General features: G+C 63.2%; 13 protein-coding genes and 1 pseudogene. 7 read left to right on the top strand and 7 right to left on the bottom strand.

Features of this window, described 5'->3' with window-relative positions; translation table 11 throughout:
• Positions 1 to 10: 10 nt before the first annotated feature.
• Positions 11 to 694: a hypothetical protein gene (locus ACQS5P_RS00660; RefSeq protein WP_428938975.1), complete on the bottom strand. Its 684-nt coding sequence runs from the start codon at positions 692 to 694 to the stop codon at positions 11 to 13.
• Positions 695 to 942: 248 nt separating this feature from the next.
• Between ACQS5P_RS00660 and ACQS5P_RS00655 the strand changes: the two genes are divergently transcribed.
• Positions 943 to 1,437, top strand: coding sequence for a hypothetical protein (locus ACQS5P_RS00655; protein ID WP_428938974.1), 495 nt, complete (start codon positions 943 to 945; stop codon positions 1,435 to 1,437).
• 305 nt (positions 1,438 to 1,742) lie between these two features.
• Positions 1,743 to 2,967 (top strand): annotated as a pseudogene (locus ACQS5P_RS00650) (IS256 family transposase).
• 287 nt (positions 2,968 to 3,254) lie between these two features.
• On the opposite strand, the gene ACQS5P_RS00645 reads toward ACQS5P_RS00650, so the two are convergent.
• Positions 3,255 to 4,652 carry a glycosyltransferase gene (locus ACQS5P_RS00645; RefSeq protein ID WP_428938973.1) on the bottom strand — a complete coding sequence of 466 codons (1,398 nt, stop codon included), beginning with the start codon at positions 4,650 to 4,652 and terminating at the stop codon, positions 3,255 to 3,257.
• Positions 4,653 to 4,960: 308 nt separating this feature from the next.
• Here ACQS5P_RS00645 and ACQS5P_RS00640 point away from each other — a divergent pair, with 308 nt between their 5' ends.
• Positions 4,961 to 5,545 (top strand): response regulator, encoded by a 585-nt coding sequence (locus ACQS5P_RS00640; RefSeq protein ID WP_428938972.1) that lies wholly within the window; start codon positions 4,961 to 4,963, stop codon positions 5,543 to 5,545.
• Positions 5,546 to 5,664: 119 nt separating this feature from the next.
• Here the strand turns inward: ACQS5P_RS00640 and ACQS5P_RS00635 are convergent, their stop codons facing one another.
• The 3 genes from ACQS5P_RS00635 to argB form a co-directional block, all read right to left on the bottom strand.
• Complete coding sequence (locus ACQS5P_RS00635) at positions 5,665 to 7,212, bottom strand: ArnT family glycosyltransferase (protein WP_428938971.1); 1,548 nt, start codon at positions 7,210 to 7,212, stop codon at positions 5,665 to 5,667.
• Between the two features lie 89 nt (positions 7,213 to 7,301).
• The gene (gene argF / locus ACQS5P_RS00630; protein ID WP_428938970.1) at positions 7,302 to 8,225 is read right to left on the bottom strand and encodes an ornithine carbamoyltransferase; all 924 of its coding nucleotides are present in this window, start codon (positions 8,223 to 8,225) and stop codon (positions 7,302 to 7,304) included.
• 81 nt (positions 8,226 to 8,306) lie between these two features.
• Complete coding sequence (gene argB, locus ACQS5P_RS00625) at positions 8,307 to 9,185, bottom strand: acetylglutamate kinase (protein ID WP_428938969.1); 879 nt, start codon at positions 9,183 to 9,185, stop codon at positions 8,307 to 8,309.
• Between the two features lie 204 nt (positions 9,186 to 9,389).
• On the opposite strand from argB, the gene ACQS5P_RS00620 reads away from it, so the two are divergent.
• On the top strand, positions 9,390 to 10,064 hold the full coding sequence (locus tag ACQS5P_RS00620; protein ID WP_428938968.1) for a ThuA domain-containing protein: 675 nt from the start codon (positions 9,390 to 9,392) through the stop codon (positions 10,062 to 10,064).
• Between the two features lie 35 nt (positions 10,065 to 10,099).
• Here ACQS5P_RS00620 and ACQS5P_RS00615 read toward each other — a convergent pair whose 3' ends face one another.
• The gene (locus ACQS5P_RS00615) at positions 10,100 to 11,056 is read right to left on the bottom strand and encodes an NADPH:quinone reductase (RefSeq protein WP_428938967.1); all 957 of its coding nucleotides are present in this window, start codon (positions 11,054 to 11,056) and stop codon (positions 10,100 to 10,102) included.
• A 204-nt stretch (positions 11,057 to 11,260) separates the two neighbouring features.
• On the opposite strand from ACQS5P_RS00615, the gene ACQS5P_RS00610 reads away from it, so the two are divergent.
• From ACQS5P_RS00610 to ACQS5P_RS00600, 3 genes are all read left to right on the top strand, one after another.
• Positions 11,261 to 12,460, top strand: coding sequence for a cofactor-independent phosphoglycerate mutase (locus tag ACQS5P_RS00610; protein WP_428938966.1), 1,200 nt, complete (start codon positions 11,261 to 11,263; stop codon positions 12,458 to 12,460).
• A gap of 159 nt (positions 12,461 to 12,619) precedes the next feature.
• Entirely contained in the window at positions 12,620 to 13,861 is a 1,242-nt protein-coding gene (locus tag ACQS5P_RS00605) for an aspartate kinase (RefSeq protein ID WP_428938965.1), read from the top strand.
• Positions 13,862 to 13,908: 47 nt separating this feature from the next.
• Positions 13,909 to 14,526, top strand: a complete 618-nt coding sequence (locus ACQS5P_RS00600; RefSeq protein ID WP_428938964.1) for a thermonuclease family protein — start codon at positions 13,909 to 13,911, stop codon at positions 14,524 to 14,526.
• A 102-nt stretch (positions 14,527 to 14,628) separates the two neighbouring features.
• Here the strand turns inward: ACQS5P_RS00600 and xerC are convergent, their stop codons facing one another.
• Positions 14,629 to 15,714, bottom strand: coding sequence for a tyrosine recombinase XerC (xerC, locus tag ACQS5P_RS00595; protein WP_428938963.1), 1,086 nt, complete (start codon positions 15,712 to 15,714; stop codon positions 14,629 to 14,631).
• Positions 15,715 to 15,772 lie beyond the last annotated feature (58 nt).

The raw sequence follows: 15,772 nt of genomic DNA, 5'->3' as shown, positions 1-15,772 counted from the left end.
GTGCACCGCCTCACGGCAGTGGCGGATAGCACAGCTCCGGCCAGTCGTCATTACATCCGTGCTCGATCACGATGTGTTGGAGAATCGGCACCAGCGCCTTGAGCATTTCCAGCGAACTCCTGACCGCTCGACGGTTCAATTGGCTGCCACCCGTGGCGGCCCCATGCACGATCTGGCCACGCAACAGGGCGATGCGATCAAGTACTTGAAACAGCAGGCGACCGCAGTCCGGGCTCTTCAGGTTTCGGTCCAGGTGGTACAGGTCCTTGGTGGCGAGCGTCCGCGCGTCGGGATGTGATGGATTTCGCCAAAAGGCGGGCGAAAGGCACGGTTCGCCCAGAAGCTGCTTGAGCAGCGGCTTGTGCCGGCGAAGAACCGCGCCGATCAGCGGCGAGTCCATGCGGCAAACCTTCCTTATAAACTCACCCCTGGAATCACGATCGGAGTCGGGTTGGTTATCGCGATTGTTCCATTTGGAGTACAGGCTGTTCAGGGCGATCCACAGAAACAGCAACTGAGCCTCGGGGTGATCGTCGCTGAGCTGCCCAGCCCACTTCGCCCATGAGATCGAGCGGTGCACACGGATGGCCCAGTTCTGGTAAACATTGTTGACCGCCTCGCGCCGCGCCTTGAACCTCGCCTTCAGGGAATCAGGATCAAGTGACGGCAGTTGCTGTTGACTCACAGTTTCCATTGGCTGCTCCCAGAAATCTTGCTCAGGTGCTGATGCGCCGTCGCCGGCCCTTGGCCAGTTGCCCATTGTGCCCTCGGCAGCGTGATCGCCTGACAGGTTGCTTCCATCTTATCGTCCCTTGGCCCGGGATTGGCGCATCTTTGGCTCCCGGCACAGGTGGTCATGGAGGGGTACTCTGTCGCGATAGATGAAAGCTGGGGGCCAAAACCGGCGGTGTGGATCAGTGCGGTCGGCTGTACAATTCATGTATGCGAAGCAACGCAAAGACCAGAGGCATCGTGCTTGTTGTTGTGGCGGTTGTCGTTGCGGGCTGGCTCTCGATCTTCTCCGGGCCGCTGCGCGGTGAACAGGCAGACGATACCGCAACAGCGCTGCGCAAGCTGAGCGAGAGGGTCGATGTGTTGGAGCGAACCGTACTGAGCGACCCGACCCGGCCTGATCGCACCGTCCTGGCGCGACTGGAGAAGGTTGAACTGGCGCTGGCGAAATTCGGGATCGACGAGCCGGGCCGATACGTCGGTCGGCGCACGTTCGAGGACATCCGGACGGCGGCCGAGCAGGCGCTGCAAAAGGCGCAAGAGCTGGATCGTCGCCTCAAGGCGATTGAAGCCGAGCGGCGCGGCGGCGGCAGTGACGACGCGCTGCTGCGGGAGCTGCGCGACCTGCGACGCGAGATGGAGCGGCTGGCGCGGACAGTGGAAGACTTGAAGCAGCAGGTTCACCGGCTTGAGACGCGGCGGTAAGCGTCTGCCAACAGCGCCAGGCATGAACGACAGATGAGCACATCCGCACGACTTCGTTTCGGCGGTGTCCGGCAGCCGATGCCGCCTTAGAATCGTTTGAGTGCCATGGAGTCAGCCCCGTGGCGGAACGGCAGACGCTGAGGACTTCGAATGCTCCGTGTCCTTCCGGGAGCTACGACCAAAAGTTGTGGATGACGACCCGGCAATAAAAGCGGCGTACCTTGGGTGAGTTGATTCGAACTCAGTCACCCGTTGGGCCCACGAGGCCCGGAAGGATACGCCACACGTCATCATCACAGTTTCCGTTGCACCTGGCAACTGAGCCGGTCGTTTGTGTCACCCTCGAACAGATCGCCCGCGAGGGAGCGCGTCGGGCCTTGCAGAAGGCGATCGAGCAGGAAGTGGCCGAGTATGTCGAGGATCATCGGGATCACGTCGACGACGCCGGTCATCGGCTGGTGGTTCGCAACGGGCACAAGCCGCCGCGGACGATCCTGTCCGGAGTCGGTCCGATCGAGGTGAGGAAAGCCGCGCGTGGACGACCGCCGCGTCGATGAGAACGGCGTGAGGTTCCGGTTTACCTCAAAGATTCTGCCGCCTTATCTTCGCAAGACCAAGGCGATCGAAGACCTGGTGCCGTGGCTCTATCTCAAGGGGATCAGCACCGGCCAGATGCCCGATGCGCTGGTGCACCTGGGGTTCGATGGCTCGGGATTGTCCGCCACCACCGTGACGCGGATGCTGGCGGCCTGGCAGGGAGAATATGAAGACTGGAGCCGCCGCGATCTGTCGGGCAAACACTACGTGTACGTCTGGGCCGATGGCCTGTACTTCGGCTGCCGATGGAGCGATGATCGCCCGTGTTTGCTGGTGCTGATGGGCGCAACCGCCGACGGGAAAAAGGAACTGATCGCGATGATCGACGGGCAGCGTGAGAGCGAAACGAGTTGGACATCACTGCTCTTGGACTGCACATCACGCGGCCTGACGATCGCGCCGACGCTGGCCACAGGAGATGGATCATTGGGCTTCTGGATCGCCTTGAGCAAGATCTTCCCATCGACAAGGCATCAGCGTTGCTGGGTGCACAAGACGCTCAACGTGCTGGAGAAGCTGCCCAAAAGTGAGCAGCCGGCGGCCAAGTCGATGCTGCACGAGATCTGGATGGCGGGCACACGCGCCGACGCCATCAAAGCGTTCGACCGTTTCATCGAAGTGTACGGCGCCAAGTGGCCGCGGGCGACGGATTGTCTTGCCAAAGACCGTGCCGAGCTGCTGGCGTTCTACGACTTTCCCGCCGAGCACTGGCAGCACCTGCGGACCAGCAACCCGATCGAAAGTGCCTTCGCCACGGTGCGTCTGCGAACCTGTCGCACCAAAGGCCCCGGCTTACGCCAGGCCGGCCTGGCGATGGCCTTCAAACTGACCCGCAAGGCCGAATCGCGCTGGCGAAAACTGAACGGGAGTGAGAAGCTGCAGGAGCTGATCGACGGCATCGTGTTCGTCGACGGTGAACGAAAAGCCGCTTAAAGTTGTCGCGGCCATCCACAGCTTTTGGCCATAGCTCCCTGAATTGTGGCATACAACGCTCACACCCTTGCCTTCGATGCCGCCCGCCGCTCTTGTTCAACAGCGATTGCAGCCTGGATGTCGCCGAGAACCGCCGTTGAAAGTTTGCTGATGTCTGTTGCCTGAATCCTACTCGGCAAATCGGGGTTCGATTCCTCGTGGCTCCAATCCGATCCACCCTGCCGTGCCGCCTCCCGTCGCAACCAATCGCAGTCATTCGGAACTTGTTTCGCTGGGGCGCCAGCGGTTCATCCGCGGAACGGGGAGCGTTTAGAGGCATCCGCGTTGCCTGTCGCCGAGGGGGGCAGTGGCCGGGTAGGGGGGATAACCGCTGGGCGCGGACGCGAGGGGCCGGGCATCACCGTCGCCGCCACTTTGATGGGTCTGGCGGGTTCGGCCGGCATCTGCCGGGCCTCCTCGTACAGTGCCAGCATCTTCGGCAAGACCGCTTCCAGGCTGTACTGCTCGACGATCATCTTCTCGGCGGCGCGACCCAGCGGGCGGAACTCGTCGGGATTGCGCAGCACCTGCACCGCCTTTTCGGCGAACTGCTCGGGTTTGAAGAAGTCGGCCAGCAGTCCGTTCTCGCCGTCGCGGATCATTTCCTTCACCGGCGAGGTGGCGCTGCCGAGCACCACCGCGCCGCAGCTCATCGCATCCATCATGCTCCAGCTCAGCACGAATGGAACCGTCAGGTAGATGTGCAGGTCAGTGCTGGCCAGGATCCTGGCCAGATCCAGCGGGTTGACGCGTCCGACGAAACGGATCTTCTCCAAATCGTAGTTATCCTGGGCCAGGACCCAATCCTTGAAGCTCTTGCCTCCAGTGTAGCTTTCGTCGCCGCCGTAGGCGATTCGATCCGTGCCGATCACCAGGAAGACCACGTCAGGGAACTGCTGGTAGATGAGCTTGGCGGCGCGCATGAAGATGTCGAAGCCTCGCATCGACTCGAAGCCGCGGCTGACATAAGTGACCACGCGTGTGTTGGGGGGGATATCCACGCCCGCGAGTCTGCGAGGCTGGCGATGTGCCAGCGGGGGACGCAGCGATTCATCGTGCCCGTGATACACCTTGCGATCGACGCCGTCGAAGATCGTGCGAAGCTTGGGTTGATACTCTTTGGGGAACTTGGATCGCTGGAAGTTGGTGGGGGTATAGCCGACCTGGCAGTTCTGAAGATCCAGCAGGATCATCGCGTTGCGACACCGTGAGCGAAGGTACTTGATCTCCGGGATCTCCCAGCCCAGGTCGCGGCGGAAATCCATGTCGCTGTCCGGGTCGTGCGGGATGTAGTAGTACTCGAAGAAGTTGATCACCGGCACATCGGGATACAACTCGCGGAGGAACAGCGTGCTGCCGAAGCCGCTGTGTCCGACGATCAGGTCCGGCCTGATCTCGGGTCGATTCCGCAGGGCGCGGTAGACGCCGTCGCAGTGCCAGACCGTGTTTTCAAAGGTCCGGGAGCAGAAGTGGTTGCTGCGGGTGGCCCCGCCGGCCAGCGTGTACTGAATTCGCTCGATGCCGTCGCTGTTTCCCGCCGGCGCCTGGCTGACGAAGGTGCAGCGCCACTTGAGCGTCCTGGCCAGATGAGCGGCGATGTGCCCGAACTGCGCCGGAAAGTTCTGATGTACGTACATCACGTGCATAGCGGGTCGGATGATACCGATTGTACTGGATTTTTCGATTGGGCGTGGCCGATAATGGAACATTGAATGGAGTTTGCAGACCAGCCCACGGAAGGCGTTCCGTGGGCGTTTTTGTCTGGTTGATCCCCGGTCGCCCGGGCAGATTCCGATAACCCTTACCCTGCCAGCGTTTGGACCGGGGCAATCAATCGTAATCGGCAGATATTGCGCTTCCGGACTAAAGCGTTCACGCGATAAGTCGATATATCCACTGTCAACGGCTTTCGCGGTCCCTGCCGCTTTCGCCGGCCGTTGCTGGGAGAGATGCAATGAACGCCACAAAGGTCAAAGACGTTCTTACCACCGGCGAAGTCGCGAAGATCTGCAACGTCGCGCCGCGAACCGTTTCCAAATGGTTTGACTCCGGCGCGCTGCACGGCTACCGAATCCCGGGCTCCAAGGACCGACGCATCCCGCTCAATCAGCTCATCCGGTTCATGAAGCAGCATGGGATGCCGCTGAACGGCCTGATGACCGGCTGTACGCGCGTGCTCATTGTGGACGACGAGCAGGACATCGTCGAAGTGCTGGAGAAGATTCTCGAGGACGAGGCCAAGTATGAGGTGGAGGTCGCCCGCAACGGCTTTACCGCGGGCGTCATTGCCGAGAAGTTCCGCCCGCACGTGCTGCTGCTGGACATGCACCTGCGCGACGTGGACGGCAAGGAAGTGGCCAAGCAGGTGAAGAATAATCCGGACCTTCAGCTCACCAAGGTGATCGCCATGAGCGGCAAGATGAGCGAGGAGGAGTTGAAGGGTCTGCTGGCCGCGGGGTTCGACGGATATCTCAAGAAGCCGTTCCACGTGCGGCAGGTGATCGAGGTGATCGAAGACGCCGTCGCCGTCGTGTACTGAGCGCGATCGATCCGATAGATTGCGGTGAATCTGCCCCGGCGGGGCCGCTCCGGAGGGACGGCCCCGTCTCTTTTTGTCAGCCCAGGACTGTTGTTCGTTGCGATCGGGTCAGTGACGATTCACGGCAGATCGTTTCGCAGATAGTGCGTCTGGAGGACCGGAGGCGCGGTGCTGTAGCCGCGGCGATAGTGCGATTCCAGGTATTGCATGAACGCCGGACCGTAACTCAGCCGGCCGATGATCACCTGCTCGGGGCGGTACTGCTGCAGCACCTCCAGCAGCATGCGGTCATCCAGTTCTCCGGCCCGCTGGCGTTTAGTGGACACCACCGCCAGCGCCGGCGGTACCGACAGACCCGCCCGAAACGGCGCCATCACCCGGTCGGCGTAGACCCAGCGTGTCATCGGTGCGTGCGATTGAAGGATATTGACCATCGCGTAGCCGGAGTCGGCCTGCCTGTCGAACAGCCGAACCGCGCCGCGAATGGCGGCATAGACCAGCCAGCAGCTCAGTGCGATTCCCGCGGCGACAAGCCAGCGGCGACGTGTCGGGTCGGCCGGAGCGGGATATGCGTCTGATTTCGGCCAGGCTGCATCTCGCAACCACAGCAGCCCCCTGGCCGCCGCCCACGAGGCCGGAATCGTCAACAACAGCCCGTGGTGCTTCCAGACCGGGCGATGAATCTGCAATGCGACGGCCGCAACTGCGAACCAGACCATCGGCAACCACACCCGCCAGCGCGAGCGTGCCCCTGGTCCTGTCCGAGCATGGCCGCTGGCGGTGCCGACAGACAGCCCGATGAGCATCAGGACGACCAGATGCCAGTCGCGGCGCAGCAGCGTCCAGGCGCGTGGCACCAGCGACAGGCCCTGATCGCCCTGCGAGATGTCGGCAGTGGAGGCTTCCACGTGGGATCGCGTCAGTTGTTGCAGGTCAATCCGCGTCACGCAGGCGATGAGTGCGAAGCTGAGGGCTGCGGAGGCGGCCGTTACCGCCAGGGCAACGTACCGCCGCCGCCGTGAGAGCTTTGGCATCTGATCGCCCAGCGGCGCCACGCAGACGGCGGCCAGCAGCGGCATCGCCGCCGCCGTAAACAGCTTGGTCTGCATCGACATGGCCGCCGCCGACCCTGCCAGCGCAGGCAGCAGGATCGCGGGCAAGCGGCTATGCCCGCGTCGGCGAAACTCCGCCATCAGCCAGATCGACACCATGGCCAGCGACAACGCGGGCAATCCGATCATCACCGAAAAGCTGAACAGCGCATACCAGGTGGAGCCGGCCAACAGCAGCGTGGCCCACAGCGCATAGCGCTGATCCTCCAGAATCGAGAGGGTCTGGTACAGCGACCAGAGCAGCAGTGCCGAGAACGCCAGCACCAGCATCCGCCCGACCATCACGCCGGGTCCGGTCCATTTGAACAGCCAGGCCAGCAGGTACGTGAACAGCGGCGGCTGATCAGACCAGATCTCGCTGTAAAGCCGATGCCCTCGGAGCATCAGCAGCGACTTCATCAGGTTCAATCCTTCGTCGGTGTCGTACTCGAAGGAGCGGGCCAGCCACCCCAGGCTCAGCACGATCGCGCAGAACGACATCGGGATGATCAGGGACTTGGCCGGACGCAGGCGCATCGGATTGATCATCGCGGGCGTGGCGGCATTATGGGGCACCGGCAGGCAGAAGCAAGCGAGCGATCCGGCGGCGCGCGGCGGCCAAGTTGACCCTGGGCGCAGAAGTCGCGGCGGGGAGTCTTCCGCTGCTACAGGTGTGCCAGCAGCACCGCCAGCAGGCCTTTCTGGAAGTGCAGCCGGTTTTCCGCCTGTGGAAACACCAGCGAACGGGGGCCTTCGATGACCGCGTCACTGATCTCCAGTCCGCGATACGCCGGGAGGCAATGCAGCACCACCGCGTGTTTGGGGGCGTGCGACATCAGCTTCTCGTCAATCTGATAGCCCTGGAAATCCCGCAGGCGTTTGGCCTTTTCGGCCTCCTGGCCCATGCTGACCCAGGTGTCGGTGTAGACGGCGTCGGCTTCCTTGACGGCCTCCACAGGGTCGTGCGTGATTTGAAAATCCATCTGCGGAACCTGCGACATGATGCGATCGACGTCTTCGCGCGACAGCTCATAACTGGGCGGAGAAGCCAGGATGAACCGAAGCCCGAACTTTCCGCACGCCACCGCCAGCGACCGCGCCACGTTGTTGCCGTCGCCGACGTACGCAAGCGTGCGGCCTTGCAGGTTTCGGCCGAAGTGCTCCTGGAGGGTCATGATGTCCGCCATCGCCTGACAGGGATGGCTGAAATCGGTCAGGCCATTGATGACCGGAACGGTGGCATATTTGGCGAGCATCGTGACCTTCTCATGCTCGAAGGTGCGGGCCATGATCCCGTCGCACATTCCGCTCAGCACGCGGGCGATGTCCTGCACCGGCTCGCGTCGCCCCAGGCCGATCTCCTCGTCGCGCAGCAGCAGCCCGCTTCCTCCGAGCTGCGTCATCGCCACCGCGAAGCTCACGCGCGTCCGCAGCGAGGGCTTCTCGAAAATCATCGCCAGCGTCCGGTTCGCCAGGATCGGGTCGTTGCGCCCGGTCGTCTTGAACTGCGCCTTCAGTTCATGCGCCACATCCAGCACGTGTCGCAGCTCTTGAACAGGGGTTTCGGCGATGGAAATGAAATGCTTCATGAATGCAAGGATGGAGGCCGAAGGATCAGGGGTGAATGAACAGGCATTTCATCCCTGATTCTTCATCGCTCATCCTTCTCCTTACAGGACGATTTCTGTTCCAATCCCCGCCTCGGTGTAAATCTCCAGCAGCAGGGCGTGGGGGATGCGGCCGTCGATGATGTGCGCCTTGTTCACGCCGCCGCGAAGCGCCGTGACGCACGCCTCGACCTTGGGCAGCATCCCGCTGGTGATCACGCCCGTTTTGACCAGCTCGTCGATCTGCGCCACGGTCAGGTGACTGATGCGGCTCTCGGGGTCGTTGACATCGCGGCGGATGCCGTGGGTGTCGGAGACCACCACGAGCTTCTCGGCTTTCATGGCGGCGGCGACGGCGCCGGCGGCGGTGTCGGCGTTGACGTTCAGCTTTCCGCCGGCCTGGTCGCGCGCGATCGTCGCGATGCACGGGATCGAATCTGCCTGCACCAGCAACTGGAGCAGCCGCGCGTTGACGCTGGTCACCTCTCCGACATAGCCCAGGTCCACGCGCCGACCGTCCGGCTGCTGCACGTACGTCTTTTCCGCGAACAGCACCACGCTGCTGAGGCTGTGCAGGCCCATCGCCTCGCATCCCTGGCTCTGGATGAAGTTCACGATGAAGCGGTTGATCTGATTGCACAGCACGTGCTCGGCGATGGCCAGCGTGCGCTCGTCGGTATATCGGCGTCCCAGCACCATCTGCGGCTTGAGGCCTGCCGCCTCCATCGCCTGGTTGATCGCCTTGCCTCCGCCATGCACCAGGATCGGCTGCATGCCGACATAGTTCATGAAGACGATGTCGGTAAGAATGGTGGACAGGACCTGCTCGTCGTCCATGATCGAGCCACCGATCTTCACCACCACCACTTTGTTGTGAAATCGCTGGATATAGGACAGCGCCTCGACCAGCGCCGAGGCCTTGTTGATCGCCGTGTTGATCATCAGGACATCGTACTCCCGGTGGCCAAAGCGCGGCAGTTTATGAGCCCCGCCGGAGCATGTCAAAAGCACAGGGCTGGGCAGCATTCGGCCGGCGGCCAGCGTCCGCCGGGCGCAGCGGCGAAGGCCGCCAGGCCGGCGGGCTTGTCGGAAATTGGCGTGGCGGCATCGCGTTGTCCGATCAGGAAGCTAAACTGAGCCCACACGATGAGCACACGTCCTCGAATCATCTTCCACGTCGGCGGGCCGGAGTACCATCCCAGCAGCCACCAGGCCAGTGTGATCATCGAATGGCTGGGCGAGGAATTCGCCTGCCATAAGGCGGAGGGTCTGGCGGCGTTCGAGCACCTGAATGAGTGCGATCTGCTGGTGCTGATGGGGATGCACTGGAGTGGGTGGGGGCGGGAATACCGCTCGCCGACAGAGACGCATCGCCGCGCTTTTGAGAGATACGTCGCCAGCGGCAGGCCGATCCTCGCGGCCCACGCGGCGATCGCCAGCTACGACGACTGGCCCCGCTTTGGCGAGTTGGTGGGCTTCACGTGGATCGAAGGCATCAGCACGCAGCTTCCGCCGGCCGAGTTTCGCGTGCGCATCCTCCCGACGCGTCATCCGGTCATCAGCAATGTCAGCGACTACACGATCATGGACGAAATGTACCAGGATCTGGTCTTCACTCCGGGGCTGGACATAAACGTCCATGCCATCGCCGAGCACGACGGCCGGCAGCACCCGATGGTCATCACTGCCGAGGGCGGCCGAATCATCGGCGCGGGCAAGACCGCCTACCTGGCCAACGGACACGACATGCGAGCCTTTGAGTGTCCGGCCATGCGACAATTGTGGCTCAACACGGTCGCCTGGTGCCTGGCAAAGGGTTGAAGGCGTCTGCGCTCGGCTCGCATCCCTCTGCCCGCTTACGGAATCATCACCAGCTTGCCCAGGGCCGTGCCTTCGATGATCTCGTGGTGTGCCCGCGGCGCCTCGGCCAGGGGGATTCTCTTACCCACGACCGGACGAAGGATGCCGGCCCGCAATCCGGCGGCGACTGCGGCATGCGCCTCGGTGTACTCCTCGGTCTTGCCACCCAGCAGGCCCACGATTCGCCCGTTGCTTCGCATCAGATCGCGAGGATTGATCTGCACCGGCCCTCGGCTGCCGATCACCACCACGGCTCCGCCGCCGGCCAGTACCGGCAGGTCCTTGCCGAGGTTCACGTTGGCCAGCATCTCCAGGATCACGTCCACGCCTCGTCCCCCGGTCCATTGCATGAGTTGATCGAGGTACCCATCGGAGCGATGGTCCAGGACATGTGCTGCGCCCTGTTCGAGCACAAGCCTGCGTCCCTGCTCGGTGCCGCCGGTGCCGATTACGGTCATCCCGGCCGCAACGCAGAACTGCACACAGGCGATTCCCACGCCGCCGGTTGCGCCGTGAACCAGGACGGTCTGTCCCGGCCTGGCCGCGGCACGCTGGTAAATCGCGCGGTAGGCGGTCGTGTACGGCACGTTCACCGCCGCTCCCTGCTCGAAGCTGAGTGTCTCAGGCAGCGGATGGCATTGATCGGCGCGGCAGAGGGCTTTTTCGGCGTAGGCGCCGCTGAGCGTGCCGGTGGTGTAGACGCGGTCTCCGGGCTTAAGGTTCGTAACTCCCTGGCCCACAGCTTCGACCACGCCCGCCGCGTCGCTGCCCGGTGTGTACGGAAGTGCCGGTTTGGCGGCGTACGTCCCGGATCGGATGTACGTCTCGACAGGATTCACGCCGATCGCGTGCACCCTGAGCACCACCTGCCCGGCCTGCGGCTGCGGGTCGGGCACCTCTTCCAGCCTCATCACTTCCGGCGGACCAAACTCGTGCACCCGAATGGCCTTCATGCTGATCATGCCTCCCTGGCAATCCCCGTGATGGTCGCTGGGCAGTTTTCGTCGTCAGGACGATGAACGCTGTTCAGCGATCCGCTCAGATCAAAACGTAATGCCCTTCGGTTATCAAGCGCCTCTGGCCAACGCGCAGATGATGGTCAAGGTCCGGCAATTCGTTTATCCTGACCGTCGCAAGTGAGCTGACGCCGGAACCACATGAAATACGCCATCATCATCCCCGACGGGGCGGCCGATGAGCCGCTGAAGGAACTGAACGGCCGCACGCCGCTGGAGGCGGCCAACACGCCCAACATGGATCGCATTGCGTCCATGGGGCGGCAGGGACTGGCGCGCACCGTTCCGCCCGGATTCGAGAGCGGCTCGGACGTGGCGATCATGACCCTGCTGGGATACGACCCGGCCAGGTATCACACCGGCCGCGCCCCGCTCGAAGCCGCCGCCCAGCGCATCCCGCTCGCGCCCAGCGACTGGGTGTTCCGCTGCAATCTGGTCACCGTGATTGACGGGGTCATGAAGGATCACTCTGCCGGCGGGATCACCGACGCCGAAGCACGCCGGCTGCTGGACGATCTCAAGGCCCGCATCAGGATTCCGGGCTTCGAGTTTTATCCCGGCGTGAGCTACCGGAACCTGCTGGTCTATCGCGGGCAGCAGGAATTCGAGGTCACGACCAAGCCGCCGCACGAGATCCCCGGCGAGCCGATCGAAAAGTATCTGCCGACGGGAATGGGCGCGATGTTCCTGCGACAGATCATGGATGAATCGCGGGAGTTGTTCCAGACGCACGAGGTGAATCACCTTCGTCGCGAGATGAAGAAAAACCCCGCGACACAGGTCTGGCTCTGGGGCCAGGGACACGCCCCGAACCTGGAAAAGTTCGTCGATCGCTTTGGCGTGGCGTCGGGTTGCATGATCACCGGTGTGGACCTGCTGCGCGGGCTGGCGGTGCTGCTGGGCTGGGACGTGCGCGAAGTCGCCGGCATGACCAGCTTCCACGACACCAACTATGCCGCCCAGGGACAGGCCACCTGCCAGATGCTCGATCAGTACGACCTGGTTCTCTCGCACATCGAGGCCCCCGACGAGGCGTCCCACCAGGCTGACTGGAAAACCAAAGTCGAATCGATCGAGCACATCGACAAATACATCGTCGGGCCGGTGCTGGAGAAGCTGATGAGCTTTGCCGAGTGGCGGATCCTGGTGATGCCCGACCACCCGACGAATATCAGCACGCGAAAGCACGGCTACGCTCCGGTGCCGTTCTGCCTGGCCGGGACAAAGGTCCAGCCCGACGGCCAGCAGGTCTACGGCGAGTCCGCCGCCGCCACCAGCAAGCTGATGATCGACCCGGGGCATGAGCTGATGGCGTACTTCCTGCGTGGCGGCAGTGCATGAGCGGCGGGGCGGGGTTGGCGGCAATTCGCGGCACGTGGTCGCGCGGCGCCGCCCATCTTGGGGTATCGCGTCAGGGCAATTGGCTGACATCTGCCGGATCGGTTCCTCCCCGGCGGCATTGAGGATTGCCTGCTCCTTACTATAATTCGACCCCAATCTATGGGTCTCATCGTACAGAAATTCGGCGGCACGAGCGTGGCGGATGCGGAGAAGATTCACCGCGCGGCTCGGCGGGCGATCGCGGCCAAGGAAAAGGGCAACGAGGTCGTCGTCGTCGTCAGCGCCATGGGCGACACCACCGACGAGCTGATCGCTCTGGCCAAACAGGTCTGTTCCTACGGCGGCAAGGAGGTCAGCCCGCCCAAACGCGAAATGGACCAGCTTCTGGCCACGGGCGAGCAGGTGACCATCGCCCTGATGGCGATGGCCATCCACGCGCAGGGACACCAGGCGATCAGCTTCACCGGCGGACAGATCGGGCTGGTGACCGACAGCGCCTTCACCAAGGCGCGCATCCAGTCGATCAACAAACAGCGGATTTTCGATCAGCTCCGCGCCGGCAAGATCGTGATTGTGGCCGGATTCCAGGGCATCACCCCTGAAGGGGATTTCACGACGCTTGGCCGCGGCGGCAGCAACGCGACGCTGGTGGCGCTGGGGGCGGTGCTTAATGCCGATGTCTGCGAGAACTATACCGACGTGGACGGCATCTACACTGCCGACCCGCGCATCGTCAAAGGCGCGCGCAAGATCGACCGGATCAGCTATGACGAGATGCTGGAGCTGAGCGGGCTGGGGGCATCGGTGCTCCAGACGCGGGCGGTGGAGTTTGCCAAGAAGTACAACGTGAAGCTGCACGTGCGCAACAGCCAGAACGACAACGAAGGCACGTGGATCGTGGCGGAGACACCGAACATGGAACACATCGTTGTATCGGGCGCGGCATTGAAGAAAGACCTGGTGCGGGTGACGATCAAGTCGGTGCCGGACCGGCCCGGCGTGGCCGCCAGGATCTTCGGTGACATCGCCGCCGCCAATATCGTCGTGGACGACATCATTCAGAACGTCATGGACGACGGGACGGCCAACATCAGCTTCACGGTGGAACACGGCGACCTGCACGATATCAAGCCGGTGGTCGATCGCCTGGTCAGGGAGCTGGGGGGCACGACGCAGCCGATCTACAACGACAAGCTGGCCAAGGTGAGCGTTGTGGGCGTGGGAATGCGAACGCACACGGGGGTAGCGCAGCGGATGTTCAAGGCGCTGGCGGACGCGAAGATCAACATCGAGAACATCACCACCAGCGAGATCAAGATCTCGTGCATCATCCGCAAGGAAGACGGCCCGCGGGCGCTTCAGATCGTGCACGATGCCTTCGAGCTGGAAAAGGCGAGGTAGCAGCAGTGGTGAATGACCGGGGGCAGTGACGTGTGCTGGATGAGCACATGTCACCGACCACCGACGGCCTGCGTCCGATGAAGCGGCGAAGGATCAAGTTGGGCGGCCCGCTGCGTCGGCGGCGAGTGGCGGGGGCCGCGGGGGTGCTGCTGGCGATCCTGCTGGCGCTGGCGGCGGCGATCGAACGGCTGGCCGACCGCGGCAGCGACTGGAACCGCTACGATCACCAGACTTTTCCCGTCGCCCATGTCGTCGATGGCGACACCATCCGCATCCGCGATGCCGCCAGCGAAGTTCCCGTCCGGCTGATCGGCATTGACGCGCCGGAGCTTCCCGACTCTCACTGGGCCGCAGAAGCGCGCGATTACGTGCGGGCCCGGACCCTTGGCCGGGCGGTGACGCTGCGGCTGGAATCCACCCAGACCCGCGACCGCTACGGACGACTGCTGGCTTACGTCTACCTCAGCGACAGCGACTGTTTGAATCTGGATCTGATACGCGACGGCCAGGCGTATGCCGATCGCCGCTTCCGCCACTCGTACCGCCCGCAGTATGAGATGACGGAGAATGAAGCTCGCAAAAAGGGGCGGGGATTGTGGAAGGATGTCACCGAAGCGCAGATGCCGCAGTGGAGAAGGCAGTGGCTGAGGCAGCGACAGCGCTGAACACAAAAGAAGCCGCCACGTGCGGCGGCGCGGCACCGATGTGTCGATGACCGCGAATCCGCAGGTGGCGGCCCGTTCCTCTCCCGGGAATGCGATGGACGCTCAAACCGCCTTCTGATACCGGGGCAGATCCCTTCCTGTGGCGGCCGGATGCGGAATCGTTCCCTCGTTGGCGCGTGGATGCGCGGCGTCGTAAGCCTGCTTGATCCGGCTGGTCGTCAGGTGCGTGTAGATCTGCGTGGTGCTGAGGGACTGATGCCCGAGCAGCTCCTGCACGGATCGCAGATCGGCGCCGTTGTTCAGCAGGTGCGTGGCGAAACTGTGGCGCAGCGTGTGCGGGCTGATGCCAGGATCCAGCCCGGCCTGCACCAGGTATTTGTCCAGCTTTCGCCTGACGCTTCGGGTGCTCAACGGCTCGCCATGCTTGTTCAGGAACACTCGAGAAGCGTGGGTGCTCTGCTGGCAGCGGCTGTCGAGCTGGCGCAGCTCGAAGTAGCGCTGAAGCGCCTTGATGGCCTGGCTGCCGATGGGGGTGAGCCGGTCCTTGCGACCCTTGCCGCGGACGCGGAGCACGCCTTCCTGAAGGTCGATGTCCTGCATCTCCAGCTCGACCAGCTCGCTGACACGGATGCCGGAGCTGTAGAGCACCTCGAGCATGGCCTTGTCGCGCGCGCTGAGCAGGTCGGCGTCGCCGGGGGCGTCCAGCAGCTTCTGCACCTGCTCCAGATCGAGCGTTTTGGGCAGGCGTTTTTCCTGCTTGGGGGTGCGGATGGTGCTGAGCGGGTTGACGCTGAGCAGGCCGCGACGGATGAGGAACTTGTAAAAGCTGCGCAGCGTGGCCAGCTTCCGCGCGGTGGTGCTCTTGGTGTAGTTCTGGCCGTAGAGATAGGCCAGGAACTCGCGGATGGTCAGCGGCTCGCACTTGAGCAGACGTTCATCCAGGGGCATGCCCTGGGCGAAGGCCTGCTGGGTTTGCGTCGCGGAGCCGGCGCCGATTTCACCATTGAGGAACTGCCCGAACTGAATCAGGTCGGCGCCGTAGCTCTTGATGGTGTAGTCGCTGAAGTGCCGCTCGAGTTTGAGATAATCCAGGAACTGTCGGACCAGCGGAGAGAAGTTCTTCGGCTGGGGCACGGCGCCGATGGCGTTGGAGCTTTGCGGCGCCGACGACGGTTTGTTGATTTCCACGGCCGGGGAACCGGTCGCGGCAGGAGCGCTTGCGCTGTTCATAGAGTCCGCACAATGG

The organism is Fontivita pretiosa (genome assembly GCF_050410795.1).
GTDB classification, from domain to species: Bacteria; Planctomycetota; Phycisphaerae; order Tepidisphaerales; family Tepidisphaeraceae; genus Fontivita; species Fontivita pretiosa.
Note: the sequence above shows the minus strand (reverse complement) of the source record. Positions and strands in the feature narration are given on the sequence as shown.

What these genes read in the sequence shown, in the direction of transcription:
- ACQS5P_RS00660 (WP_428938975.1), bottom strand. Translation starts at nt 694, where the DNA reads ATGGAAACTGTGAGTCAACAGCAACTGCCGTCACTTGATCCTGATTCC.
- ACQS5P_RS00655 (WP_428938974.1), top strand. Translation starts at nt 943, where the DNA reads ATGCGAAGCAACGCAAAGACCAGAGGCATCGTGCTTGTTGTTGTGGCG.
- ACQS5P_RS00645 (WP_428938973.1), bottom strand. Translation starts at nt 4,652, where the DNA reads ATGCACGTGATGTACGTACATCAGAACTTTCCGGCGCAGTTCGGGCAC.
- ACQS5P_RS00640 (WP_428938972.1), top strand. Translation starts at nt 4,961, where the DNA reads ATGAACGCCACAAAGGTCAAAGACGTTCTTACCACCGGCGAAGTCGCG.
- argF (WP_428938970.1), bottom strand. Translation starts at nt 8,225, where the DNA reads ATGAAGCATTTCATTTCCATCGCCGAAACCCCTGTTCAAGAGCTGCGA.
- argB (WP_428938969.1), bottom strand. Translation starts at nt 9,185, where the DNA reads ATGATCAACACGGCGATCAACAAGGCCTCGGCGCTGGTCGAGGCGCTG.
- ACQS5P_RS00620 (WP_428938968.1), top strand. Translation starts at nt 9,390, where the DNA reads ATGAGCACACGTCCTCGAATCATCTTCCACGTCGGCGGGCCGGAGTAC.
- ACQS5P_RS00615 (WP_428938967.1), bottom strand. Translation starts at nt 11,056, where the DNA reads ATGAAGGCCATTCGGGTGCACGAGTTTGGTCCGCCGGAAGTGATGAGG.
- ACQS5P_RS00610 (WP_428938966.1), top strand. Translation starts at nt 11,261, where the DNA reads ATGAAATACGCCATCATCATCCCCGACGGGGCGGCCGATGAGCCGCTG.
- ACQS5P_RS00605 (WP_428938965.1), top strand. Translation starts at nt 12,620, where the DNA reads ATGGGTCTCATCGTACAGAAATTCGGCGGCACGAGCGTGGCGGATGCG.
- ACQS5P_RS00600 (WP_428938964.1), top strand. Translation starts at nt 13,909, where the DNA reads ATGTCACCGACCACCGACGGCCTGCGTCCGATGAAGCGGCGAAGGATC.